The following is a 22,722-nucleotide window of genomic DNA, read 5'->3' as shown; positions in this document are numbered from 1 at the left end:
GAAGTGGATCGGCAGGTGTGCCGGAACAACTTCAGGCTACCGAGCGATCCGCTCGGCAAACCGACAACTCAATGACAAAGTTGTAATGAAACCCTGAAAACACAAATCCCCTGTGAGAACAGGGGATTGTTTTGACCGCGGCTGTTTTCAACTGCCGTGGGTACTGAGAATGCTCGCAATCTGCTGCGGCTGGCAGTTGAGGTACGGCGAGGACTTAAGCCAGTGCTGGTCCGGGTACCAGGAAAACATGTACTGGCCGTCCTTCAGGCTGTCGATCACCCGTCTGGCGACTTGCGGACGCACCGCCGGGCAACCCTGACTGCGGCCCAGCCGGCCCGTACGTTTGCTCCAGAACAGATTCACGTAGTCGGCGGCGTGGATCACGATGGCGCGGTCCCGGGCCATGTCGTTGACGCCCGGCTCCAGGCCGTCCATGCGCAGCGAATAACCGTGAGTGCCTTCGTAACTTTCCTGGGTGCGGAACAAACCGAGGCTGGACTGGAAGCTGCCTTCACGGTTGGAGAACCGGGTGGCGAAGTTGTCCCCGGACTTCGAGCCGTGGGCGACCAGGTCGCGCAGGATCAGTTTTTTCTGCGTCAGGTCGAAGATCCACAGGCGTCGCTCGGTGGACGGTTGCGAATAATCGATGATCGCCAGGTGACGAGACTGCTTCGCGCCGTTGTTGATCGCGCATTGCATGGCGTTCAGGGCACCTTTCAGCGCCTGGGGATTGAGTTCCGGAGCGGCGTGGGCGAGGCTGTTGTACAGAACCGGCGAAGCGGTGCCGGCGGCAAAAACCTGACTGGTCCCCAGCCCCAGGGCAGCGGCAGTCAGCAGAAGTCGGCGCAAAAACGTCAACATTTAAAGTGAATCCTCACTGGCTACATGGTTGGCACTTTGGCTCCTGACGTCCAGTCGTCCCGGGCAGGCCCGCGAATCGGACCTGACTGTATCACCGCACCTGATGTAAGGTTGACCGTCAATCAAGACGGCCACGGATTGGAGTAAAGCAGTTGTTCAAAAAGTACGCATGCTACTTGAGCATTTGTCTGCTCGCTGCGCCGTTTGTCGTTTGTGCCGAAGAGCCGTTGCCGGCGCTCCCGACACTGCCGGCGGAGGTGCCCGTGGAGCCGCAAAGTCCGTTGCAGGCCGTGCTGATCGGTCTGCCGCAGGCTTGCCCGGCGATTGCCGCCCGTCTCAGTGGCCCGGCCCTGGAACAGTTGCAGGCGTTCTACCGGCAACAGGACTGGATGCCGGTCTGGGCTGCGGCGGGGCAATTGCCGGCCTTGCATGCACAATTGCAGCTGCTGGCCGACGATGGCCTCAATCCGAAACGCTATCCGGTCGCCGACACGGCTCCGCAGGATGGCGAACTGTGCGCCGACATCGACATCAGCCGCAATTACCTGCAAGCCCTGCAGGACCTGCATTACGGTCGTCTGCTGCAATCGCATTTCGAACCGTTGTGGCATTCCGACGACACGCCCCGTGACCGTCAGGCGGAGTTGCTCGCCATTGCCGTGCCGGGCATGCATGACGTTGCCGCCGCCTTCGATCTGGCCCGCCCGCGCCTGGCGCAATACCAGAACCTGCGCCATCTCTACGCCGCACAACGCCTGCAGGCCTTGCCGCACTGGCAATCGGTTGGCAACGGGCCGTTGCTGCGTCCGGACATGGAAGACAAACGCGTGCCGGAGCTGGCGCGGCGGCTGTACAGCGAAGGTTATCTGAGCAGTGTGGTCGGCACGCCGGACAACGCTTATCACGGTGTTTTGGTCGAAGCCGTGAAAAGCTTCCAGGCCAACCATTCGTTGCAGGCCGACGGTGTGGTCGGGCCAGGAACGATTGCCGAGATGAACATCAGCCCGCTGACCCGTCGCGAACAGTTGCGGGTCAACCTTGAGCGCTTCCGCTGGCTGGCCCAGGACATGGAGCCCGACGGCCTGCTGGTCAACGTCGCGGCTGCGGAACTGACCCTGTACCAGGGCGGCCTGCCGGTGTGGCAGACCCGCACCCAGGTCGGACGCGCCGAACGCCAGACACCGCTGCTCAAATCCCGGGTCACGCGCCTGACGCTGAACCCGACCTGGACCGTGCCGCCGACCATCTGGAAAGAAGACAAACTGCCGGAAATCCGCAAGGACCAGACCTTCCTCAGCCGTCAGAATCTGCAAGTACTCGACGCCAATGGCCAGCCGCTGGCCGCTGCCGATATCGACTGGGACAATCCCGGCAACATCCTTCTGCGTCAGGATGCCGGGCCGCGCAATCCGCTGGGGCAGATGGTCATCCGCTTCCCCAACCCGTTCTCTGTGTACCTGCATGACACACCGAGCAAGGCGCTGTTCGACAAGGGGCCACGGGCGTTCAGCTCCGGTTGTGTGCGGGTCGAGCACCCGATGAAGCTGCGCGATTTCCTGCTCAGCCCGGCGGAAAGAGCCCGCACCGACACCTTGCTCGCCACCGGCACCACCCATGAGTTCCGTCTGAGCAATCCGGTGCCGATCCTCATGACGTACTGGACGGCACAGGTCGACGGACAGGGCCGCGTGCTCTACGCGCCGGACATCTACAGCCGCGACAGCGCGTTGCTCGCGGGACTTGATCGGGCGCATTGATCCTCAACGGCTGGCGCGTTTCCAGTAAAACCGCGCCAGCCACGCATCCACGCTCAACTTGCCGGCCCCGGCGAACACCAGTGGCACCAGCGCGGCCAGGTAAATCGCCGGCAGCTTGAAGTTGCCGAAGCCTTTATTGGTGATCGCATAACCCTGGGCCAATTCGCTCAAGGATGACCAGTCTGCCGGCCAGTGCACGGCAGCGGTGGCGACCACTGTCACCACGATCAACGAAATCGCCGAGATCCGCGTGCCGAGTCCGATCAGGATTGCCAGCGCGCAGATCAGCTCGGCCCACATCGACAGCTCCCAGTTCAGCGTCGCCGGCAAGTGATCGAAGGGAAACGGGAAGCGGTCCTGAATGTCTTCGAACCAGTTCTGGCCGTTGAATTTTTCCAGGCCCGATTCGAAAAACTCCCAGGCGATGAACAGGCGCAGGGTCAGCGGCGCCAGCCATTGGCCGGCGCGGTCGAGGTTCAGGTGCAGGTCTTTGACGGCGGTCGAAAGAGCAGTGGTCATGGTGCGACTCCATTCAATTCAGTGGAAAACGGGGCACCGGCGTGCCCCGTGCAGAGGGTTATTCGCCAGCGCCGCACTTGCCTTCGCCGCATTTGCCTTCCGAGGTTTTTTCCGGGGTGTCGGCCTGCGCTTGAGTCTGGCTGTAACCGTGATCCAGTTGCTTGATGCTGAAGGCCTCGGAAGCCGACGCCGCGTTGGTCAGGGCTAGGCCACCGGCCAGCAGCAGGCCGAGGGTCAGGGAGGTTTTCGAGAGCTTGGTCATGGTGAATCTCCGATAAGAAATGTGAGTTCAAAGGCTTGATCGGGGTTGCCGATCGACAGGTTCATTTGAACGTCGGGCTGTATCGGGGATGTGTCGTCAGCGGGGGGATTTGTGCACGTGGTGTGTCCGGGCCTGCGCCGTATACAGTGCGATACACGAACGCGGTGTGATTCGGCCGGCGGGCGCAGCGTCTAGCCACCGTGTCCCCGCAATCCCATGGGGCGAGACTTCGAGACCCGGCATGCAAGCGCTGTTGAACGAGATCCTTGACGCTGTCCGGCCCCTGATCGGGCAGGGCAAGGTGGCTGACTACATTCCCGCCCTCGGCACCGTGCCGCCCGATCAACTGGGCATTGCCGTGTACGGCAACGACGGCGAAATGTATTGCGCCGGCGATGCCGAGACACTGTTCTCGGTGCAGAGTATTTCCAAGGTGTTCAGCCTGGTGCAGGCCATCGAACACTCCGGCGAGGCGATCTGGGAACGCTTGGGCCACGAGCCGTCGGGCCAGCCGTTCAACTCGCTGGTGCAGCTGGAATTTGAACGCGGCCGCCCGCGTAATCCGTTCATCAACGCCGGAGCACTGGTGATCTGCGACATCAACCAGTCGCGCTTCGCGGCGCCGGCCTTGTCGATGCGTGACTTCGTGCGACGGCTGTCGGGCAATCCCCAGGTGATGGTCGACGGCAAAGTCGCCGATTCCGAATACCAGCACCGCGCACGTAACGCGGCGATGGCTTACCTGATGCAGTCCTTCGGCAATTTCCACAACGACGTTGAAGCAGTGCTGCGCAGCTATTTCAGCCACTGCGCGTTACGCATGAGCTGCATCGACCTGGCCCGGGCGTTCTGCTTCCTGGCCAACGACGGCTATTGCAAGCACAGCGGCGAACAGATCCTCACCCGCCGCCAGACCCAGCAAGTCAACTCGATCATGGCCACCAGCGGCCTGTACGACGAGGCTGGCAACTTTGCCTACCGCGTCGGTCTGCCGGGCAAGAGCGGCGTCGGCGGCGGCATCGTTGCCGTAGTGCCGGGGCAGTTCACGGTGTGCGTGTGGTCGCCGGAACTGAACGCGGCGGGCAACTCGCTGGCGGGCATGGCTGCGCTGGAAATGCTCAGCTCGCGGATCGGCTGGTCGGTGTTCTGAACCTGTGTTGCTTTGAGGGTGGGCAAGCTATACATTTTCCGGCCGCCCTCAATATGGTGAATCCGCTCCATGTCTCTCGCGCTCGAACGTCTCGTCGCTGGCACGCCCATCCCTTTCGCCGGTAACCGCGTCACCGTGGTCAGCCCCGAACTGGCCGAGCGTTTCCGACCCGGCGACCACCTGTTGGTGGAGCAGGTGAGCGGCGAGCTGTTGCTGATTCCGGTGGTGGATCAGCAGGCCGCTGCGGTGGCGATCGAGCGTGCAGCGTCGGCGTTTACCGCGTTGTCCGCGGTGTCGGATGAAGCGATCAGCCGCTTCTTCGATCTGTTCGCTCAACGCCTGGAAAATCCGGACGCCTGGGCACTGATCGAAACCGCCAACCTCGCCGACATCGAACGGGCCAAGGCCCGAGGTCGGTCCACCACCCGTTTGCTCGCTGACGAGCGCATGCGCCGCGACATGATCGCCGGCCTGCGCGCCTGGCGAGATGCGCCCGCCACGCGCGGCAAGGTAATCAGCAGCGTCGAGCACGACGGCTGGAAGGTCGAGCAAGTGGTATCGCCGTTGGGCATCGTCGCGTTCGTGTTCGAAGGCCGGCCGAACGTCTTCGCCGACGCCGCTGGCGTATTGCGCACCGGCAACACTGCGGTGCTGCGCATTGGCAGCGATGCATTGGGCACCGCGCAAGCCATCGTCACCCACGCCCTGAACCCGGCATTGGCTGATGCCGGTCTGCCGGCCGGTGCAGTGTCTCTGGTCGAGAGCGTCAACCACGCCGCCGGTTGGGCGATGTTCGCTGACCGGCGTCTGTCGCTGGCGGTGGCCCGTGGTTCGGGCCGTGCGGTCAGTCAGTTGGGCAGCATCGCCCAGCAGGCCGGCACCGCCGTCAGCCTGCACGGCACTGGTGGCGCGTGGTTGATCGCTGATCGTGATGCCGACGCCAAACGCTTCGCCGCCGTGGTGCGTAACTCGCTGGATCGCAAGGTCTGCAACACCTTGAACGTTTGCCTGATCCAACGCGAGCGTGCCGCCGAACTGGTGCCGTTGTTCCTCGACGCCTTGCAGCAGGCCGGCACCGCACGCGGTCAGGGCTGCAAGTTGCACATCGTCGAAGGCAGCGAAAGCTACCTGCCGGGCGACTGGCAGAACGCGACGGTCGAGGTCTATCGCGCCGAGGGTTATCAGACCGAAGCCCTGGCCGAGCCATTGCCGGAGGCGCAACTGGGCCGTGAGTGGGAATGGGAAGAAACCCCGGAAACCAGCCTGATGATCGTCGACGATCTGGATCAGGCCATCGCGCTGTTCAACCGCTACAGCCCGCAGTTCACCGTGTCGCTGATCAGCGAGGACGCTGCCGTTCAGGAGCGTTTCTATAGTGCGGTCAACGCGCCGTTTGTGGGCAACGGGATCACCCGTTGGGTCGATGGCCAGTACGCGCTTAACAAGCCGGAACTGGGGCTTTCGAACTGGGAAAGTGGCCGGTTGTTTGCCCGCAGCGCGATTCTTTCGGGTGACGGTGTGTTCACTGTGCGCAGCCGCATGACCCAGGTCGATCTGGGCGTAAAACGCTAAAACCAGAACGCCGCGCCTGTCGCAATGACAGGCGCGGCGTTTTTGTATCACTTGGCGGTGGCGGCGGATTCGATCAGGCTGGCCACGGCTTTCGGATTCGACACCATCACCACATGGGATGCGCCCTTGACCACTACGGTCTTTTGGGCGTGCGCCCGTTCGGCCATGAACGCCATGGCTTGCGGCGGGATGTTCTTGTCCTTGTCGCCGTACACGAACCACGACGGAATCGTTTTCCAGGCCGGCTCGCTGGCGGCCTCGTTCAGCGCGGCCTCGGTGACCGGGCGCTGGGTGGCGGCCATCAGTTTCGCGTCGGCATTCGGTACGTCGGCGGCAAACTGGTCGTGGAACTTATCCTGCTGGATATACAGATCCTTGCCGCCGTCCTTCAGGGCAACGGGCGGCGCGAGGGTCGGGCCGAGGGTGCTTCCGGGGAATTTACCGGCCAGTCCGGCCACGGTTTCACCCGTTTCGGGCGCCAGCGCTGCCACATACACCAGCGCCTTGACGTTGGCTTTGCCGTACGCCGCTTCACTGATCACCGGCCCGCCATAGGAGTGACCGACCAGCACCACCGGCGATTTGATTCCGGCCAGTACGTCGGCGACCGATTGCGCATCACCCTTGAGCGTGCGCAGCGGGTTGGCCGCCGCGATTACCGGATAACCGTCCTTTTCCAGAATCTTCACCACACCGTTCCAGCTGCTGGAATCGGCAAAGGCACCGTGCACCAGCACCACGGTGGGTTTCTCGGCGGCCATCGCCGAAGTGGCGCCGGCCATGGCGGCGGCGAGGGCCAAACCTGCAAACAACTTGTTCATCGGGTGTTCCTTGTGTCGGGAGGAGGGATGCAGCGTTCGGGCTTATTCAAGGCGTCGGCTGTATCGGGGATGTGTCCGCCTCCCGGCGCGGGTGCATGGAACTGTGTCTGGCAGAGCGCTGGCTACACGCTGATACAAAGCAAACGCCCCGGCAGGTGCGGGGCGTTCAATTCAGGCGGCATTGACCGTTTGGCCATGCACTGCGCAGGTCGACGGTTGCTCGGCCAGCGAGACGAAGGTGCGGCGGTCGGCGGTGAGGGCATCGATGGAGCCGGTCTCGATGTCGTAGACCCAGCCGTGCAGGTTCAGCAGGCCTTTTTCCTGGGCCAGACGCACGCTCGGATGAGTCTGAATGTTAGCCAGTTGCGCGATCACGTTCTCGCGCACCATCGAACTGAGCTTGGCGGCGTCATTGGCGTGTGGCCGTGATTCGTTGACCACTTTCGCCGACTCGGCATGTTGCAGCCAGCCGCTGACGGCGGGCAGGTGATCCATGCATTTGCACTGGGCGATGGCGGTCATGGCGCCGCAATCGGAGTGGCCGCAGATCACGATGTCGGTCACGCCGAGCACGGCTACCGCGTATTCCACCGTCGCCGAAACCCCGCCCGGATGCGGGCTGTAGGACGGCACGATATTGCCGGCGTTGCGGATCACGAACAGTTCGCCGGGCTCCTGTTGGGTCAACAGTTCGGGCACTACACGGCTGTCGGAGCAAGTGATGAACAAGGTGCCCGGGGTCTGGGTAGTCGCCAGGTATTTGAACAGCTCGGTGCGTTGCGGAAACGCTTCGCTCTGGAACTTCAGGAAGCCTTCGATCAGGTTTTTCATGGTGTAGTCCTCTCAGTTCGAACAGCCAGTACCGAATTCGCTGTATTGAAGAATGTGTTTTGCGCCGTGACTGTCGAGGTAGGTCATCTCGACCGGCACTACGCCGCAGATGTCGGCCACCGGGGTGATGCTCACGACTTGGGCGATGTCCAGTTGCATGCCGTAGCGATAGGCGACGGCCTCTTCATCAGCCTGGGCCTGGGCGGCGAGGCCGGCGAGCAGGGCCAGGGACAGCAGGATTTTTTGCATGGGGTAGCCTCCAGACAGATGTGGTGACGACTTGGCAATTCAGGTTTGGATGGGCCCGCACGCGGGGTACGGGCCCGGAGGGATCAGAACGGACGCAGCGGGAGGAACTTGCCGTCGAGGGTGACCACGGCGCGGGAACCGCCTTCAGGGTCTTCGATTTTCTTGATGTCGAGCTTGAAGTTGATGGCGCTGATGATGCCGTCGCCGAACTGCTCGTGAACCAGTGCCTTCAGGGTGGTGCCGTAAATCTGGATCATCTCGTGGAAGCGGTAGATGGTCGGGTCGGTCGGCACGCCGTCGAGGCTGCCGCGCAGCGGAATGATTTGCAGGGCGGCGACGTCTTCGGCGCTCAGTTGCAGCTTGTCACCGACCACTTCGGCAGCGGCTTTCGGCAGCGGGTGCTGGCCGAGGAGGGCGGCGGTGACGTAGGCCAGGCTCAGGCCGGTGCCGTCGGCCAGGTCCTGCCACGACAGGTTTTTCTGTGCCTTGGCATCCAGGGCACGAGTGGTCAGGGCGATGCGGCTGTCGTTGTAGGCTTGGGATTGCATGGTGCTTCTCCTTTCGGGGTTGGCTTGCTGTGTGGGATTCATCTTCTGCCGATTGATCCATAGCGTCCAAGACCGATATACAATGCAAAGCATAAGCACTGCCTATAGATGGAGAGCCCCATGCTGCTGCGACATTTGCGATACCTGCTGGCCGTGGCCGATCACGGCGGTTTCACCCGGGCGGCCGAGGCGCTGCATGTGTCGCAGCCGACCCTGTCGCAACAGATCCGCCAACTGGAGGAAAGCCTCGGGGTGGATCTGTTTGATCGCACCTCGCGTTCGGTCAAACCCACTGACGCCGGGCAGGCTTACATCGAATGCGCGCGGCGGGTGCTGGTGGAACTGGAGGCGGGCAAGCGCGCATTGCATGACGTGAAGGACTTGTCCCGAGGCTCGCTGCGCCTGGCCATGACGCCGACATTCATGGCGTATCTGGTGGGGCCGTTGGTGCGTGACTACGTGGCGCGGTATCCGGGGATTCACCTGGAGATTTTCGAGTTGTCGATGGATGACATCGAGGCCGGGCTGGCGGATGACTCGCTGGATATCGCGATTGCCTTCACACCGGTGCGCAATCCGGACGTTGAATGTATTCCGGCGTTTGTCGAGACGCTGGGCGTGATGGTCGGGCGGGAGCATCCGTTGTATGACAGCTCATTGGTTCTGCGCCCCAATGACATCGCGCAGCTTGATTTCGCACTGTTGGCGCCGGGTTACATCACCCGGGTGTCCGTCGATGAATACTTTCGCCAACACGGCATCACGCCCAAGGTGCAGATCGAGGTGAATTCGGTGAGTACCTTGCTCGAAGTGATCCGGCATGCGCCGTTGGCGACCATGTTGCCGGAGGCGATTGCGATCGAGGATCGGGCATTGCGCCGGTTGCGTGTGGAGAGTGAGGCGCCGCAGCGAGGGGCGGCGTTGTTGCGGCGCAAGAACAATTATCACAGTGCGGCGGCGGTGGCGTTCATGGAGATGGTGTTGGAAAGCCGTTCATGAGCACTGTTTGTTATCTATAAAAAAGGGCCTGCTCCTTATCGGAAGCAGGCCCTTTTGTTTATTGAAGTTTCAACTTAGCAGAACCGATCAATCACCCGGACTTCGTTGTTGTTCTGCATCGAGTCCCACGCCTGTTTCAGCGTTTGCAGAACATTACCGATGAAGTCCTTGTCGGCCGCGGCTTTCTTGCCGACATAGCCGTGGCCGCGGCGGTACATCTTCAGGCGGGCCAGCAGGTTCTGGTTGTTCCGGTCGAACTCTTCTTCACCAGCATGGGGCGACAGGCAGTCGATATGGACCTGACCCGACTTGCTGATCCACAGAATATGGCTGTCGTGGCTGTCTTTTTGCGCAGCGAACATACGAGCCAGTTCTTCGATAGTAGGTTGATTGTTCAGATTCATGATATTGCCCCTTGACCAGTCTGGTGATCTTTCAAAGTTGATTCGCTAATACAGGTAGCCCATCGGTTAGTTGATCCCTGGCACCGAAACCAGGACGTCAGCGGTCGCCCGTGTGAAGTACGGGGTCATGCGTCTGTTGCATGTAGTCGTGTTGAATAACTGCTACGCAATAGCGTCACAACGAGGAGAAGCAGCGAAAACCGGGAGGCTCCTTGACGACGTTTTCAGGGTCGACCACAAGCGTCTTGAGAATTTTCGCCAGCGCTTCTCGTCCTTGTACTGGACGTTCAGGCCAGGTCAGCTTCTTCAATCTGCCTTGTGGGCAGCGTGTATCCGGAAAAAACAGCTCGGCGGTCAGACGAGCTTGCTCAAGCGTGTTGCCAGTGCTCCCGATCGGGGAGACGTCTGCATCATGCAAAAGCCAAACGACGCCGTCAACGGTTTTGTAGTGATTATTTTTGCTCACTACATATTGTCGGACAAAGTCATTCTGGAATGAGAAAAGGGCCGTTCAGGCAGCGTGAGAAGGGCTGCGCAGGCAGTAGAGGGTGCAGGGGTAACCGTCTACGGTTCTCTGCTGTCGAGTGAAGTCGCCGCCGCTCACCTCAGGGATGACCCTGGCCCAGAACCGCTGCGCAGGCAGGTTGGCGTCGACATGGAAAATCTGCCATTGACCGGGCAAGTGGCTCAATAGGGCAGAGGCGACAAACTGCGCGACGCCTTGGCCACGCCAGCGTCGACTGACAAAGAAATAACCGATGTTGTAGTCGGCGCCTTCGATGAGGATGTGGTCATCCACGGTCACGAACCCCGCCAGCTCGCCGTCGACGTGGATCAGGAACGGTCGGGTCGCAGGCTGGCGCCAGTAATCGTCCTTCAACTGGATCGGGAAGAAACCATGCCCGCCCAGCTTCAGCGGCAGCCATTCGCTGAAGTCGTAGGTGTAGAACTGCATCAGGTTTTCGATGGTGTCCAGTTCGTCGCGCCGGGCGACGCGCATTTCGATGACAGACATGCCGCAGGCTCCTGACATTCACTGCAGAAACAGTAGTCCGCTGCGGGCTATTTGGCAGCCGGTTTCGCCGCGCGTTTGCTGGTACCTGTGGTTTTGCGCCGGGTGGTCTTGCGCTTGTTTTTCCACGGCGCTGCGGCTTTGCCGGCGGGTGGCGGGCCGCTGATGGTCAGGCTCAGCCCGGCACAACGGGTCACTTGCTTGCTCATCCACGCAGCCTGCTTGGTGACGAACTCTTCCAGACTCATTTCGCCGCTCTGCACCATGTCCAGCGCCTGTTCCCAGATCGCCGTGGTGCCGGGGTCGGCAATCGCCCTGGGTACCGCGTCGATCAGGCTGAACGCGGCGGGTGTGGCGGACAATGCCTTGCCGTTCTTCACCAGATAACCGCGATCCAGCAAGCCCTGGATGATCGAGGCACGGGTGGCTTCGGTGCCGATGCCGGTGGTGTCCTTGAGTTTCTGCTTGAGCAGCGGGTCTTCCACCAGTTTGGCGACGTTTTTCATCGCCTTGATCAGATCGCCTTCGGTGTAGGGCTTGGGCGGCTGCGTCCACAGGTCCTTGAGCTTTAGGTCAGCGATAGCGCACTCGGCACCCTGGGTCAGCGTCGACAGGGTTTGTGGCGCGGGGGCCTCACGGCCCTTGGCCGGGGCCAGTGCCTCCGGCAGCGCACGTTTCCAGCCCGGTTCGATGATCTGCTTGCCGACGGCACGCAGGGCTTCACCGGCGCAATCGAAATCGGCCTGGGTGCGATCGTATTCATGGTTGGGCAGGAACTGCGCCAGATACCGCGCACGAATCAGCGTGTAGACCGCACGGTGTTTGCCGGTCAGGCGTTCGAGATTCTTGGCGGCGGCGGTGGGGATGATGCCGTGGTGGGCGCTGACCTTGGCGTCGTTCCAGGCGCGGGAGCGGCGCTGCGGCTCCAGATGATCGCGCAACGCTTCGAGGCCCGGATCGGCCTGACGCAACGCCGCGAGAATCCCCGGCGCCTCGCTGTGCTGGCTCAGGGGCAGGTAGCCGCAATCGCTGCGCGGGTAGGTGATGACTTTGTAGGTTTCGTAGAGGGCCTGAGCGATGTCGAGGGTTTCCTGGGCGCCGAGGCCGAGCTTCTTCGAGCAGACTTCCTGCAAGGTGCCGAGATCGAAGGGCAGGGGCGCCACTTCGCGTATGCGCTCGGTGCGCAGCTTGACCACCCGGGCGCTGGCGGCGCTGCTGATTGCCGCGGCCGCTTGCTGGGCGAGCGCCTGATTGAGGCAGCGATCCTGATCGTCACAGGCATCGCTCGGCGCACGCCATTGCGCAGTAAATGCGGTGCCGTCATGCAGCAGTTGCACATCGATGGCCCAGTACGCGACGGGTATGAAATCGGCAATGCTGCGGTCGCGATCCACCACCAGCCGCAGGGTCGGCGTCTGCACCCGGCCCACCGGCAGCACGCCCTGATAGCCCGACTGCCGACCGAGCAGGGTGAACAGGCGACTCATGTTCATCCCGATCAGCCAGTCCGCTCGCGAGCGCCCCAACGCTGAGTGATACAGGCTGAAGGTTTCAGCGCCCGGTTTCAGCGCCGCCAACGCCTTGCGGATCGATGCTTCGTCCAGCGCCGACAGCCACAAGCGGCGGATCGGCCCGCGATAGCGGCAATGCTCCACCAGTTCCCGGGCGATCATTTCGCCTTCGCGGTCGGCGTCGGTGGCGATGATCAGCTCGCTGGCCTCGCCGAGCAGGCGCTTGACCGCTTTGTACTGGCTGGCGGTGCGCGGCTTGACGGTCATTTTCCATTTGTCGGGGATGATCGGCAGGTCCGCCAGCACCCAGCGTTTGTAGCGTGCGTCGTAGGCGTCCGGCGGAGCGGTTTCCAGCAGGTGGCCGATGCACCAGGTTACCGTGACGTCCGTTCCCAGCCAGCAGCCGTCGCCTCGACGCCTGGCGCCCAGCACGGCCGCAATATCCTTGGCCTGGGAAGGTTTTTCACAGAGGTACAGCCGCATAACCACCGTCGTCGATCATTGCCCGAAGAGGTGCACAGAATGGCCTGAGTCGGGCGTTGGGGCAACTTTTATCTGTATGGATATACAGATAAAAGGATTGCCGGTCATGACAGCCCGCGTCGGGGCAATCGGGGACGCTATCGAGAAATTGAATAGCGCTCGCGCCCGGCGCTGTGTCAGGTTCGAATCGCCTCAACAGGGCGAGTGACAGGACGATCTCGCCAGAAGATCGCCGTTTTACTGTCTGACACTGACTCTTCAGCAACAAGGACGTACACCATGTCTCAACCTTCCTCCCAGGCCAGCAGCGCCTTCACCGCGGTCGACACCTTCAGCCACCTGTATGACCGTGGCACCGGGACCGTCAACGGCAAACCGTCGTTCACCGCCGACCAGGCCGCCGACGAAATCCTGCGCAAGGGCGTGTCGTGGCAGGACAAGAACGCCGACGGCAAGATTGATCTGACTTACACCTTCCTGACCGACAAACCGTCGAACTACAACCCGAAACTCGGCAATTTCAGCGAGTTCAGCGCCCAGCAGAAAGCCCAGGCCGTGCTGTCGATGCAATCGTGGTCGGACGTGGCCAAAGTCACCTTCACTGAAGGCAAGGGCGGCGACGGTCACATGACCTTCGGCAACTACGACGTCAGCACCGGCGGCGCGGCGTTCGCCTACCTGCCACAGGGCAGCAGCTATGACGGCCAGTCGTGGTACCTGATCAACGACCAATACCAGGTCAACAAGACCCCGGACACCAACAACTACGGGCGTCAGACCCTGACCCACGAAATCGGCCATACCCTCGGCCTGTCGCACCCGGGCGCCTACAACGCCGGCAACGGCAACCCGACCTACAACGACGCCAAGTACGCCGAAGACACCCGTGGCTACAGCCTGATGAGCTACTGGAGCGAAGCCAACACCGACCAGAACTTCAGCAAGGACGGCAGCGGCGCCTACGCTTCGGCTCCATTGCTGGACGATATCGTCGCCGTGCAGAAACTCTACGGGGCCAACCTCGAAACCCGCGCCGATGACACCGTGTACGGCTTCAACTCCAACGCCGACCGCGACTACTACAGCGCTACTTCGAACACCTCCAAAGTGGTGTTCTCGGTATGGGACGGCGGCGGCAACGACACCCTGGATTTCTCCGGCTTCAGCCAGAACCAGAAGATCAACCTCAACGAAGGTTCGTTCTCTGACGTCGGCGGTCTGGTGGGCAACGTGTCCATCGCTTATGGCGTGACCGTGGAAAACGCGATTGGCGGTTCGGGCAATGACCTGTTGATCGGCAACAGCGCGGCCAACGAACTGATCGGCGGTGCCGGCAACGACATCATCTACGGCGGTGGCGGCGGTGACACGCTGTGGGGCGGTGAAGGCGCGGACACCTTCGTGTTCGGCGCAGCCAGCGACTCGACCATGACCGCGCCGGACTGGATCATGGATTTCACCAGCGGCCTGGACAAGATTGACCTGTCGGGCATCGCCGGGTTTGCCACCGGCGCGGCCACGCTGAACTTTGTCAGCGGCTTCACTGGGCACGCGGGTGACGCGATCCTCACGTTCTTCGCAGAGACCAACCAGACCAGCCTGATGATCGACCTGACCGGCCAGGGTTCGGTTGATTTCGCAGTAGGAATGGTTGGGCAGGCCGTGGCGACCGATATCGTCGCCTGATCTGAAAACGGAAAAGCTGAAACGGGAAAACCGCAGCCTTTACCGGCTGCGGTTTTTTTTATGAGCGGAAAAACCGTTCGGCTGCGAACCCGACGTGATCCGGCCGCATGGGTTATACCTGAAGCGCTCTCTTCGCCGCAGTCAGGAGAAACCGATGAAAACCTCCGGTCCCAGCCCCGTCATCACCATCGCCGAGCAGCCAGGTTGTGTGTTGGTGAAGTTCCATGGCATCCAGGTCGCCGCCTCGGCCCGAGCACTGGTGCTGCTCGAAGCCAATTACCCGCCGGTCTACTACATCCCCCGCGAAGACATCGACGAAAAGTACTTCGCCCGCACCGACCACACGAGTTATTGCCCGTACAAGGGCGACGCCAATTATTTCAGTCTGCAAGTGCCCGGTCATGAGGGCGCGAACGCGGTATGGACGTACGAACATCCGAAGATTTCGGTCAGCCAGATCAAGGATTACGTTGCGTTCTATCCCGATCAGGTGAAGTTTGAATTGCTTGAGGCGGAGGTTTGAGTTTTGCCGGCCGTATTTATTCGGCCGGCAAACCATCATTTCCGGGGTTTCAAATGGCGCGCAGTCAGGGTTGTTTGCCTGTTTCGGCATTCAACAGTAACAGCGCAACCATTGGGTAGCGTTTGTTGTCGTGACTTGGGGTTTTTTGAGCTTTGGCAGGACAGACCCAGGCGAGCGCGTCGCTGGGCAGAGCCTGAAGCATTGTCTGGAAGGCCTGGATCTGCTCATCGTTTGCCTGATCGCCGAGCGAATAGGGTGCGATAAATACGGCCCCCAATTTAGGCTCGTTGTAGTCGAGCCTGCCGGCATCGACAGTCGCCGATTTGCATTTACCCAGGATCCAGTTGCGGGCGTGTGTCAAATTATCGATCGGTACGTAAGCGACCTTGGCTTCAATGCAAAAGCCGTTGGTGTCATCAGCAATGTACAAGTCGTTACGACCTATCGATGTGATCCTTTCGTTCGCCTCGGTGGCGATCTTGTTGATCTGATATTCCCCAATGGCCGTCCAGTCGGCTTTCCACGCAGCACCAGCGAGGATGCTGACGTTGGCCTGTTCGTTGTACCAGTAGGGAAGATCATTGCCGTCCCATACACCGATGTAGCGCTCGGTGCAGGATATCCAGCTGTGAAGCACCGGCTCGATTGCCTGCAATCCAGGACAGGTAATGCGAACGCGTTTGTCATTGAACATGGCGATACTCGTTCAGCAGACCGGATTAGAGAAAGTAGCTGAAAAAACCTTTTGATTGTCGGGCGCTGATCTCTTCGGCAAACAGATCATGGGTGGCCCTGAAAAAGTCTCGTTCGGTATCGAATGTCTCGCCCTCGGCTACACCTATCAACTGATAGGCCTTAATGGTTGGGTCGGAATAAGCCTGTATTTCACCGAGGAGTTTTTCCTGCTCCTGTGGCTTGTCGAAACGCGTGGATACCAGTTTGCGCAACAACCCCATCATGTCTTCTGCTTGGATGGGATCGGTCAACGAAGCCTTGCTTTCCTGCAGTCTGAGGTTGATATCCGCGTGTTTTTCATCGCGTGCCTTGGCCAGTACCCTGAACTTCTTATAGGTGCCGGTTACCAGTGCCAGCTCTTCGTACTTGATGTAGAGCTCCGTGTTGCATTTGGAGACAGCGAGAGCGAGTTCCGGAGTGGTTTTGGCGAGTTCCTGAGTGCGGGTCCAGATCGCCTTTGGAATTTCGTTGTAGTCTGCCTGGGCGTTCAGTTCGGGATGGCCCTGCATATGTTTCAGCTCATTGAATTGCAGCTGGTAATTGGCTGCCAGTTGGCTGTATTTACCGACCAACTGGTGATGTTGGCTGGAGCAGGACGCTTGTAGTGCACGCATGGGGCGATAGTAGCTGTCGATGATGTCTTTCTTGTCACCCAGCGAACTTTTGTAGCCTTCAAGAATGCCGGTGAAGAGGAAGGAACCCAGTACTAATGGCAGGATTACCTGACCAGCCCAAGCCAGGACCTTGTCCCTTTTAGCGTGATCGTCAGGTCCAGGTTTGCCTGGAGCGGGTTTACTTGAGGGTGTTTGTGAGGCGGGAGGCTTGTTCGCCATATCCTGTTCCTTAGGATGATTGGAGTCGATGCTACGGCTGCGTTTTGGGCATGACAGTAGGGGCATGCACGATCGCGCCGGGATGATATGGAAGTGCCATCACGCTGTCGACAATTAATCTCAAAGGAACAGTCCGCTTCAGGACGGACCTGAAGCGGACAGGCGGATGCAATCAGTTCTTGTCGAGATCGATATTCTTCGTCTCACGCAGACAGATCATCCCCACCACCAGGCTCACCCCGGTAATCAGCACCGGGTACCACAGCCCGTAGAAGATATCCCCGGTGTACACCACCAGCGCAAACGACACGGTCGGCAGAAAACCGCCGAACCAGCCGTTGCCGATGTGGTACGGCAGGGACATCGAGGTGTAGCGGATGCGGGTCGGGAACAGTTCGACCATCAGTGCCGCAAGCGGGCCGTAGCACATGGCGGAGATGATGATCAGGGCGACGATCAGGGCCACGATCATCGGCTTGTTGATGTGCTGCATGTCAGCCTGTTGCGGGTAGCCGGCGAGGGTGATTGCGCCACGCAGTGATGCCTCGTCGAAACCGTCGAGTTTCACATCGCCGACGCTCACCTGTACCGCGCTGCCGGCCGGCGCTGCGACGCTGGAGTAGGGCAGACCCTGCTTGACCAGGAAGGTCTTGACCTTGTCGCACGGGCTGTCGAATTTGGCCTTGCCCACCGGATCGAACTGGAAGGTGCAGGTGGCCGGGTCTGCCACCACGGTGATCGGTGCCTGTTGGCTGGCGTGGTCGATGGCCGGGTTGGCGTAGTGGGCCAGGGATTTGAAGATCGGGAAGTACAGCGCGGTAGCGAGCAGCAGGCCGAGCATCAACACCGGTTTGCGCCCGACCTTGTCCGACAGCCAGCCAAAAATGATGAAGAACGGCGCGCCGATCACCACGCTGATGATCAGCAGACTGTTGGCCACCGCCGGGTCCATTTTCAGGAACTGGGTGAGGAAGAACAGCACATAGAATTGCGCGGCGTAGAAGGTCACCGCTTGCCCGGCGTTGATGCTGAACAGGGCGATCAGCACGACTTTGAGGTTTTCCCATTTGCCGAAGGATTCGCGGATCGGCGCCTTGCTGGCCTTGCCTTCCTCTTTCATCTTCAAGTACGCGGGCGATTCGTGCAGGCTCAGGCGAATCCAGGTGGAAATCCCCAGCAGCACGATCGACAGCAGAAACGGAATGCGCCAGCCCCAGACTTCGAACTGGTCACCGGTGAAGTAACGGCAACCGAGCACCACCAGCAGCGACAGCAGCAGACCGAGGGTTGCGGTGGATTGAATCCAGCTCGTATGGAAACCCCGTTTGCCGATCGGCGCGTGCTCTGCCACGTAAGTCGCGGCGCCGCCGTACTCGCCGCCAAGGGCCAGGCCCTGGAGCATGCGCAGCACCACCAGAATGATTGGTGCGGCGATGCCGATGCTGGCGTAGGTCGGCAGCAGGCCAACGGCGAACGTCGCCACGCCCATCAGGATAATGGTCGCAAGGAATGTGTATTTGCGTCCGATCATGTCCCCCAACCGACCGAACACCAGCGCCCCGAACGGCCGCACGATGAAGCCTGCGGCAAATGCCATCAGCGCGAAGATGAACGCTGTGGTGTCGTTGACCCCAGCGAAGAACTGCTTGCTGATCACCGCCGCCAGGGCGCCGTAGAGAAAGAAGTCATACCACTCGAACACCGTCCCCAGGGACGAGGCGAAGATGACCTTTCGGGTATCGGAGCCGGCGTCCGTGCTGCGCACGGCGTCCAGCGGCTGAGCGTGTTCTGACATATCGGTATCCCTCACAGTGATTGTTTTTGTTGTTTCCACTGGTGTTGCGTGTCCGGGTGATGCGCGATGTCTACAGGGTGTGGGCCATTTCCGTTTTCGGTGTGATATTCCTGGTCTCGGGGTTGAGCATCAGCTGTGCCGCTTTTTCAGCAATCATCAGCGTAGGCGAACACGTGTTGCCGGAGGTAATGCGCGGCATGATCGACGCATCGGCAATCCGCAGCCCCGGCACGCCATGCACCCGCAACTGCGCATCGACCACCGCGTCCGCGTCATTGCCCATGCGGCAAGTGCCGACCGGGTGGAAAATCGTCGTGCCAATCTTCGCCGCCGCTTCGTGCAATTGTTCTTCGGTTTGCAGGCTGGCGCCGGGCAGGTATTCCACCGGGTTGAAGGCTTGCAGGGCCGGGGCGCTAACGATGCGGCGGGTCAGGCGGATCGCGTCGGCGGCCACGCGCAGATCTTCGGGATGGCTAAGATAATTGGGCTGAATCAGCGGTGCTGCTTGCGGATCGGCGGAGCGGATCTCGATCCGGCCACGGCTCTGCGGCCGCAAATCACACACCGACGCGGTAAACGCGGGGAAGCTGTGCAGCGGTTCGCCAAAGCGTTCCAGCGACAGTGGCTGCACGTGGTATTCGAGATTGGCCGAAGTCTGCTCCGGCCCCGAGCGGGCAAACGCGCCCAGCTGACTCGGCGCCATCGACAACGGCCCGCTGCGGTCATACAGATAGCGCAGGCCCATGCCCATCTTGCCCCACACGCTGCCAGCAATCTGGTTGAGGGTGCGGGCGTTTTCCAGTTTGTAGATCAGCCGCAGTTGCAGGTGATCCTGCAGGTTGCCGCCGACGCCTGGCAGCTCATGTACCACGCCGATCCCGAGCTTTTCCAGCAGCGGACGCGGGCCGATCCCTGAGCGCTGCAGAATGCTTGGCGAGCCCACGGAGCCGGCGCACAACACGATCTCCTTGCGCGCCTTGAAGCTTTTCACCTGACCCTGCCAACGGGCACTGACTTTCGAGGCGCGACCGTCCTCGAACAGCACGCGATCCACCTCGACGTCGGTCAACACCGTGAGATTGGCCCGATCGCGAATCGGCTTCAGAAACGCCTTCGCCGCATTCCAGCGTACCCCGGCCTTCTGATTCACCTGGAAGTAACCGCAACCCTCGTTGTCGCCCTGGTTGAAGTCATCGATGCTGGCGATGCCGCTTTGTTCGGCAGCACTGCGGAAGGCATCGAGAATCGGCCACGACAGGCGCTGGCGTTCGACCCGCCATTCGCCCTTGTCGCCATGAAAATCCGCCGCGCCGGCAAAGTGGTTTTCGCTCTGCTTGAACAGTGGCAGCACGTCGTTCCAGGCCCAGCCCGGATTGCCCTCGGCGGCCCAGCGGTCGTAGTCGTTGGCCTGGCCGCGCATGTAGATCATGCCGTTGATCGACGAGCAGCCGCCCAGCACTTTGCCACGCGGATAACTCAGTGCGCGGCCATTGAGGCCCGGTTGTTCTTCGGTCTTGAAGCACCAGTCGGTGCGCGGGTTGCCGATGCAGAACAGGTAACCCACGGGGATGTGAATCCACGGATAGTTGTCGCGCCCGCCGGCCTCCAGCAACAGTACGCGCCGCTGCGGATCCGCCGACAGCCGATTGGCCAGCAAACACCCGGCCGGCCCGGCGCCGACCACGATGTAATCGAATTCATCGAGGGAAGTCTGCATTCCCTGACCTCGCTTATTGTTTTTGTTGTCAGTCATCCTAGTTGTTAGCTTTCGTCAAAAGAATGTTAGTTTTTGCGCAGCCGCTGTGCGTTTTCAAACAGCGCTTACTGACGATAGCCGACAAGGACAAGCCATGTTCGACTGGAACGACCTGCGGTTCTTTCTCGAGTTGCAGCGCAGCGACCGACTGCTTACCGCTGCCCGCCGCCTGAACACCACGCACGCCACCGTCGCCCGGCACATCGAAGCCATCGAAAAAAGCCTCGGCACCGCGCTGTTCGTCCAGCACGCCCAAGGCTACGAAATGACCCCGGCGGGGGAGGCGCTGCTCAAGCATGCCGAGGCCATGGAAAACGTCGCGCTGCTGGCCCAGGAGGAAATCACCCAGTCCACGGCGCCACTGGGCAAGATTCGCGTCGGTGTGACGGAAGGGCTGGGCATCATGTTCCTCGCCAGCCGCATGACCGGGCTGTTCGAGCGCTATCCGGGGCTGGAAGTGGAACTGGTGGCGGTGCCGCGCTTCGTCAGCATCCTCAACCGCGAGGCGGAAATCAGCATTCACCTGGAACGGCCGGCGGCGGACATGCTCGTCACCCGCAAACTCACCGATTACCGACTCGCGCTCTATGCCAGCCGCGCTTACCTCGACAATGCGCCGCCGCTGCGTACCCGCGAGGATCTTGGCCGGCATGCGTGGATCGGCTATGTGGATGATCTGCTGTTCAGTCAGGAGCTGATGTTTCTCAACAGCTTCTGCCGCAATCCACGCGTGGTGTTTCACAGCACCAGAGTGATCGCCCAGCAGCAGGCGGCACGTTCGGGGCTGGGGATTGCGGTGCTGCCTTGTTATATGGCGGCGTCGGATCCGGATCTGGTGGCACTGCTGCCGGATGAGAGCATCGAGCGCAGTTACTGGATCAGCACGCGGCGGGAGTTGCACAAGTCGGTACGTTTGCGGGTGGTTTGGGATTATGTGGTGGGGTTGTGTGAAGGCGAGCGCGAACTGTTGATGGGCCCGTAAAGGGCGGCTGTTCCATGCAACTAAAATCCCCCGCAAAAGGTCATTCGATTTGCAGAGGTTGAGTCATCTCGAAGAACCTCCACAACGAAGACGCATGCCGTGGCCACTCACCTCGATCGCCGCAATAACCTGTCCCTCGACAGCCTGAATTTCTTCCTCGCCGATGTGCGTGACGGGCTCGGTCCCTATCTGGCGATTTACCTGCTGGCGGTTCACCACTGGGAGCCGGCGAGTATCGGTCTGGTCATGACGATTGCCGGAATCGCTGCGCTCATCACGCAAACCCCGGCGGGTGCGCTGGTCGACAGTACACGTTTCAAACGGGCGCTGATCGCGATTGCCGCGCTGGTGGTCACCGGAAGTTGTCTGCTGCTGCCGTTCGTGACCTCATTTAGCCTGGTGGCCCTGACGCAAGCCATCAGTGCCGCTGCTGCTTCGATCTTCGCCCCGGCCATTTGCGCAATCACCCTCGGCATTACCGGGCCTCGCGCCTTCACGCGAAGAACCGGGCGCAACGAAACCTTCAACCACGCCGGCAACGCCTGCGCCGCACTGCTGGCTGGTTTGTCCGCATACATGTTCGGCCCCGTCGCGGTGTTTTATTTGATGGCGGTCATGGCGCTGGCCAGTGTGATTGCTGTCTCGTTCGTATCGGCCGACGCCATTGATCACGATCTCGCCCGAGGTCTGGAGCCCAGCGAATCAGGGCAGGGCAAGCAGCCTTCGGGACTTTCCGTTTTGCTCACCAACCGGCCGCTGCTGATGTTCGCGATTTGCTGTGCGCTGTTTCATCTGGCGAACGCGGCGATGCTGCCGCTGGTGAGTCAGAAACTGGCGCAAGCCAATCTGCAGATGGCCACGCCGCTCACGTCCGCCTGCATCGTTGCAGCGCAAATGGTGATGGTGCCGGTCGCGTTGCTGGTTGGGGCCAAGGCCGATCTGTGGGGGCGCAAGCCGTTGCTGCTGGCGGGGTTCCTGATCCTGCCGCTGCGTGGCGTGTTGTATGTGCTGTCCAACGATCCGTGGTGGCTGGTTTCGGTGCAACTGCTCGATGGCATCGGCGCGGGAATTTTCGGCGCGCTGTTTCCGGTGGTGGTGAAAGACCTGACGCAGGGGACCGGGCACTTCAACGTCAGCCTCGGGGCGATTTCGACGGTGTTCGGTCTGGGGGCGGCATTGAGCAACAGCCTGGCGGGGGTTGTGGTTCAGGAGGCGGGGTACAGCGCTGCGTTTCTGACATTGGCCGCGGTGGCGATGGCAGCGCTGGTGCTGCTTTGGGGGGCGGTGCCGGAGACGGTGTCGCGGTCTGGTGTTGAACCTGACGGGTTGTCAGGACCTGTGCCGCCGATCGTTGCACCCTGACGCATGCTTGCACTGGACGAGGCGACCAACCTGGCCTTCAATCTGTGAGTTCATAAAACTCCGTCGCAAAC

23 protein-coding genes are annotated in these 22,722 nt (G+C 61.0%); 9 read left to right on the top strand and 14 right to left on the bottom strand.

Annotated elements, in window-relative coordinates; all coding sequences use genetic code 11:
- Positions 1–147 precede the first annotated feature (147 nt).
- A complete protein-coding gene (locus R1A29_RS16495; RefSeq protein ID WP_085711462.1) occupies positions 148–861 on the bottom strand; it encodes a murein L,D-transpeptidase catalytic domain family protein in 714 nt (237 codons plus the stop codon).
- A 152-nt stretch (positions 862–1,013) separates the two neighbouring features.
- On the opposite strand from R1A29_RS16495, the gene R1A29_RS16490 reads away from it, so the two are divergent.
- The gene (locus tag R1A29_RS16490) at positions 1,014–2,618 is read left to right on the top strand and encodes a L,D-transpeptidase family protein (protein WP_114883785.1); all 1,605 of its coding nucleotides are present in this window, start codon (positions 1,014–1,016) and stop codon (positions 2,616–2,618) included.
- Between the two features lie 3 nt (positions 2,619–2,621).
- Here the strand turns inward: R1A29_RS16490 and R1A29_RS16485 are convergent, their stop codons facing one another.
- A complete protein-coding gene (locus R1A29_RS16485) occupies positions 2,622–3,137 on the bottom strand; it encodes an HvfX family Cu-binding RiPP maturation protein (protein WP_438298934.1) in 516 nt (171 codons plus the stop codon).
- A gap of 58 nt (positions 3,138–3,195) precedes the next feature.
- Positions 3,196–3,399, bottom strand: coding sequence for an HvfA family oxazolone/thioamide-modified RiPP metallophore (locus tag R1A29_RS16480; protein WP_438298933.1), 204 nt, complete (start codon positions 3,397–3,399; stop codon positions 3,196–3,198).
- A 241-nt stretch (positions 3,400–3,640) separates the two neighbouring features.
- Here R1A29_RS16480 and glsB point away from each other — a divergent pair, with 241 nt between their 5' ends.
- Positions 3,641–4,549: a glutaminase B gene (gene glsB, locus R1A29_RS16475; RefSeq protein ID WP_085711458.1), complete on the top strand. Its 909-nt coding sequence runs from the start codon at positions 3,641–3,643 to the stop codon at positions 4,547–4,549.
- A gap of 69 nt (positions 4,550–4,618) precedes the next feature.
- Positions 4,619–6,121 carry an aldehyde dehydrogenase family protein gene (locus R1A29_RS16470; RefSeq protein WP_438298932.1) on the top strand — a complete coding sequence of 501 codons (1,503 nt, stop codon included), beginning with the start codon at positions 4,619–4,621 and terminating at the stop codon, positions 6,119–6,121.
- A 47-nt stretch (positions 6,122–6,168) separates the two neighbouring features.
- Here R1A29_RS16470 and R1A29_RS16465 read toward each other — a convergent pair whose 3' ends face one another.
- The 4 genes from R1A29_RS16465 to cynS form a co-directional block, all read right to left on the bottom strand.
- Positions 6,169–6,942 (bottom strand): alpha/beta fold hydrolase, encoded by a 774-nt coding sequence (locus tag R1A29_RS16465; protein WP_438298931.1) that lies wholly within the window; start codon positions 6,940–6,942, stop codon positions 6,169–6,171.
- A gap of 171 nt (positions 6,943–7,113) precedes the next feature.
- Entirely contained in the window at positions 7,114–7,773 is a 660-nt protein-coding gene (locus R1A29_RS16460) for a carbonic anhydrase (protein ID WP_119427328.1), read from the bottom strand.
- A gap of 12 nt (positions 7,774–7,785) precedes the next feature.
- On the bottom strand, positions 7,786–8,022 hold the full coding sequence (locus R1A29_RS16455) for a DUF2790 domain-containing protein (RefSeq protein ID WP_114883776.1): 237 nt from the start codon (positions 8,020–8,022) through the stop codon (positions 7,786–7,788).
- Positions 8,023–8,105: 83 nt separating this feature from the next.
- Positions 8,106–8,570, bottom strand: a complete 465-nt coding sequence (gene cynS, locus R1A29_RS16450) for a cyanase (RefSeq protein ID WP_438298929.1) — start codon at positions 8,568–8,570, stop codon at positions 8,106–8,108.
- 120 nt (positions 8,571–8,690) lie between these two features.
- Here cynS and cynR point away from each other — a divergent pair, with 120 nt between their 5' ends.
- The gene (gene cynR, locus R1A29_RS16445) at positions 8,691–9,569 is read left to right on the top strand and encodes a transcriptional regulator CynR (protein WP_438298928.1); all 879 of its coding nucleotides are present in this window, start codon (positions 8,691–8,693) and stop codon (positions 9,567–9,569) included.
- Between the two features lie 74 nt (positions 9,570–9,643).
- Here cynR and R1A29_RS16440 read toward each other — a convergent pair whose 3' ends face one another.
- A complete protein-coding gene (locus R1A29_RS16440; RefSeq protein ID WP_011334739.1) occupies positions 9,644–9,973 on the bottom strand; it encodes a hypothetical protein in 330 nt (109 codons plus the stop codon).
- A gap of 127 nt (positions 9,974–10,100) precedes the next feature.
- Here R1A29_RS16440 and R1A29_RS16435 point away from each other — a divergent pair, with 127 nt between their 5' ends.
- Positions 10,101–10,472 (top strand): hypothetical protein, encoded by a 372-nt coding sequence (locus R1A29_RS16435; protein ID WP_085654241.1) that lies wholly within the window; start codon positions 10,101–10,103, stop codon positions 10,470–10,472.
- A gap of 12 nt (positions 10,473–10,484) precedes the next feature.
- On the opposite strand, the gene R1A29_RS16430 is transcribed toward R1A29_RS16435, so the two are convergent.
- Together R1A29_RS16430 and R1A29_RS16425 are read right to left on the bottom strand one after the other, a co-directional pair.
- Entirely contained in the window at positions 10,485–10,988 is a 504-nt protein-coding gene (locus R1A29_RS16430; protein ID WP_438298927.1) for a GNAT family N-acetyltransferase, read from the bottom strand.
- Between the two features lie 47 nt (positions 10,989–11,035).
- Entirely contained in the window at positions 11,036–12,979 is a 1,944-nt protein-coding gene (locus R1A29_RS16425) for a DNA topoisomerase III (RefSeq protein WP_438298926.1), read from the bottom strand.
- A 279-nt stretch (positions 12,980–13,258) separates the two neighbouring features.
- Between R1A29_RS16425 and R1A29_RS16420 the strand changes: the two genes are divergently transcribed.
- Positions 13,259–14,665 carry a serralysin family metalloprotease gene (locus tag R1A29_RS16420; RefSeq protein WP_438298925.1) on the top strand — a complete coding sequence of 469 codons (1,407 nt, stop codon included), beginning with the start codon at positions 13,259–13,261 and terminating at the stop codon, positions 14,663–14,665.
- Between the two features lie 154 nt (positions 14,666–14,819).
- Entirely contained in the window at positions 14,820–15,188 is a 369-nt protein-coding gene (locus R1A29_RS16415; RefSeq protein ID WP_085731987.1) for a DUF427 domain-containing protein, read from the top strand.
- 64 nt (positions 15,189–15,252) lie between these two features.
- Here R1A29_RS16415 and R1A29_RS16410 read toward each other — a convergent pair whose 3' ends face one another.
- The 4 genes from R1A29_RS16410 to R1A29_RS16395 form a co-directional block, all read right to left on the bottom strand.
- Positions 15,253–15,882 carry a hypothetical protein gene (locus R1A29_RS16410; RefSeq protein WP_438302106.1) on the bottom strand — a complete coding sequence of 210 codons (630 nt, stop codon included), beginning with the start codon at positions 15,880–15,882 and terminating at the stop codon, positions 15,253–15,255.
- 25 nt (positions 15,883–15,907) lie between these two features.
- The gene (locus R1A29_RS16405) at positions 15,908–16,756 is read right to left on the bottom strand and encodes a hypothetical protein (RefSeq protein WP_438298924.1); all 849 of its coding nucleotides are present in this window, start codon (positions 16,754–16,756) and stop codon (positions 15,908–15,910) included.
- 172 nt (positions 16,757–16,928) lie between these two features.
- Complete coding sequence (locus R1A29_RS16400) at positions 16,929–18,551, bottom strand: MFS transporter (protein WP_438298923.1); 1,623 nt, start codon at positions 18,549–18,551, stop codon at positions 16,929–16,931.
- Between the two features lie 70 nt (positions 18,552–18,621).
- Entirely contained in the window at positions 18,622–20,268 is a 1,647-nt protein-coding gene (locus R1A29_RS16395) for a GMC family oxidoreductase (RefSeq protein WP_438298922.1), read from the bottom strand.
- Positions 20,269–20,401: 133 nt separating this feature from the next.
- On the opposite strand from R1A29_RS16395, the gene R1A29_RS16390 reads away from it, so the two are divergent.
- Positions 20,402–21,289, top strand: coding sequence for a LysR family transcriptional regulator (locus R1A29_RS16390; protein ID WP_438298921.1), 888 nt, complete (start codon positions 20,402–20,404; stop codon positions 21,287–21,289).
- 99 nt (positions 21,290–21,388) lie between these two features.
- The gene (locus R1A29_RS16385; protein ID WP_438298920.1) at positions 21,389–22,651 is read left to right on the top strand and encodes an MFS transporter; all 1,263 of its coding nucleotides are present in this window, start codon (positions 21,389–21,391) and stop codon (positions 22,649–22,651) included.
- Positions 22,652–22,722 lie beyond the last annotated feature (71 nt).

It is taken from the genome of Pseudomonas sp. NMS19W (assembly GCF_051554255.1).
GTDB lineage: Bacteria > Pseudomonadota > Gammaproteobacteria > Pseudomonadales > Pseudomonadaceae > Aquipseudomonas > Aquipseudomonas kribbensis.
Note: the sequence above shows the minus strand (reverse complement) of the source record. Positions and strands in the feature narration are given on the sequence as shown.

Excerpts from the sequence above, each read along its gene's own strand:
- R1A29_RS16495 (WP_085711462.1), bottom strand. The coding sequence starts at position 861 with ATGTTGACGTTTTTGCGCCGACTTCTGCTGACTGCCGCTGCCCTGGGG.
- R1A29_RS16485 (WP_438298934.1), bottom strand. The coding sequence starts at position 3,137 with ATGACCACTGCTCTTTCGACCGCCGTCAAAGACCTGCACCTGAACCTC.
- R1A29_RS16480 (WP_438298933.1), bottom strand. The coding sequence starts at position 3,399 with ATGACCAAGCTCTCGAAAACCTCCCTGACCCTCGGCCTGCTGCTGGCC.
- glsB (WP_085711458.1), top strand. The coding sequence starts at position 3,641 with ATGCAAGCGCTGTTGAACGAGATCCTTGACGCTGTCCGGCCCCTGATC.
- R1A29_RS16470 (WP_438298932.1), top strand. The coding sequence starts at position 4,619 with ATGTCTCTCGCGCTCGAACGTCTCGTCGCTGGCACGCCCATCCCTTTC.
- R1A29_RS16465 (WP_438298931.1), bottom strand. The coding sequence starts at position 6,942 with ATGAACAAGTTGTTTGCAGGTTTGGCCCTCGCCGCCGCCATGGCCGGC.
- R1A29_RS16460 (WP_119427328.1), bottom strand. The coding sequence starts at position 7,773 with ATGAAAAACCTGATCGAAGGCTTCCTGAAGTTCCAGAGCGAAGCGTTT.
- R1A29_RS16455 (WP_114883776.1), bottom strand. The coding sequence starts at position 8,022 with ATGCAAAAAATCCTGCTGTCCCTGGCCCTGCTCGCCGGCCTCGCCGCC.
- cynS (WP_438298929.1), bottom strand. The coding sequence starts at position 8,570 with ATGCAATCCCAAGCCTACAACGACAGCCGCATCGCCCTGACCACTCGT.
- cynR (WP_438298928.1), top strand. The coding sequence starts at position 8,691 with ATGCTGCTGCGACATTTGCGATACCTGCTGGCCGTGGCCGATCACGGC.
- R1A29_RS16440 (WP_011334739.1), bottom strand. The coding sequence starts at position 9,973 with ATGAATCTGAACAATCAACCTACTATCGAAGAACTGGCTCGTATGTTC.
- R1A29_RS16435 (WP_085654241.1), top strand. The coding sequence starts at position 10,101 with ATGCGTCTGTTGCATGTAGTCGTGTTGAATAACTGCTACGCAATAGCG.
- R1A29_RS16430 (WP_438298927.1), bottom strand. The coding sequence starts at position 10,988 with ATGTCTGTCATCGAAATGCGCGTCGCCCGGCGCGACGAACTGGACACC.
- R1A29_RS16425 (WP_438298926.1), bottom strand. The coding sequence starts at position 12,979 with ATGCGGCTGTACCTCTGTGAAAAACCTTCCCAGGCCAAGGATATTGCG.
- R1A29_RS16420 (WP_438298925.1), top strand. The coding sequence starts at position 13,259 with ATGTCTCAACCTTCCTCCCAGGCCAGCAGCGCCTTCACCGCGGTCGAC.
- R1A29_RS16415 (WP_085731987.1), top strand. The coding sequence starts at position 14,820 with ATGAAAACCTCCGGTCCCAGCCCCGTCATCACCATCGCCGAGCAGCCA.
- R1A29_RS16410 (WP_438302106.1), bottom strand. The coding sequence starts at position 15,882 with ATGTTCAATGACAAACGCGTTCGCATTACCTGTCCTGGATTGCAGGCA.
- R1A29_RS16405 (WP_438298924.1), bottom strand. The coding sequence starts at position 16,756 with ATGGCGAACAAGCCTCCCGCCTCACAAACACCCTCAAGTAAACCCGCT.
- R1A29_RS16400 (WP_438298923.1), bottom strand. The coding sequence starts at position 18,551 with ATGTCAGAACACGCTCAGCCGCTGGACGCCGTGCGCAGCACGGACGCC.
- R1A29_RS16395 (WP_438298922.1), bottom strand. The coding sequence starts at position 20,268 with ATGCAGACTTCCCTCGATGAATTCGATTACATCGTGGTCGGCGCCGGG.
- R1A29_RS16390 (WP_438298921.1), top strand. The coding sequence starts at position 20,402 with ATGTTCGACTGGAACGACCTGCGGTTCTTTCTCGAGTTGCAGCGCAGC.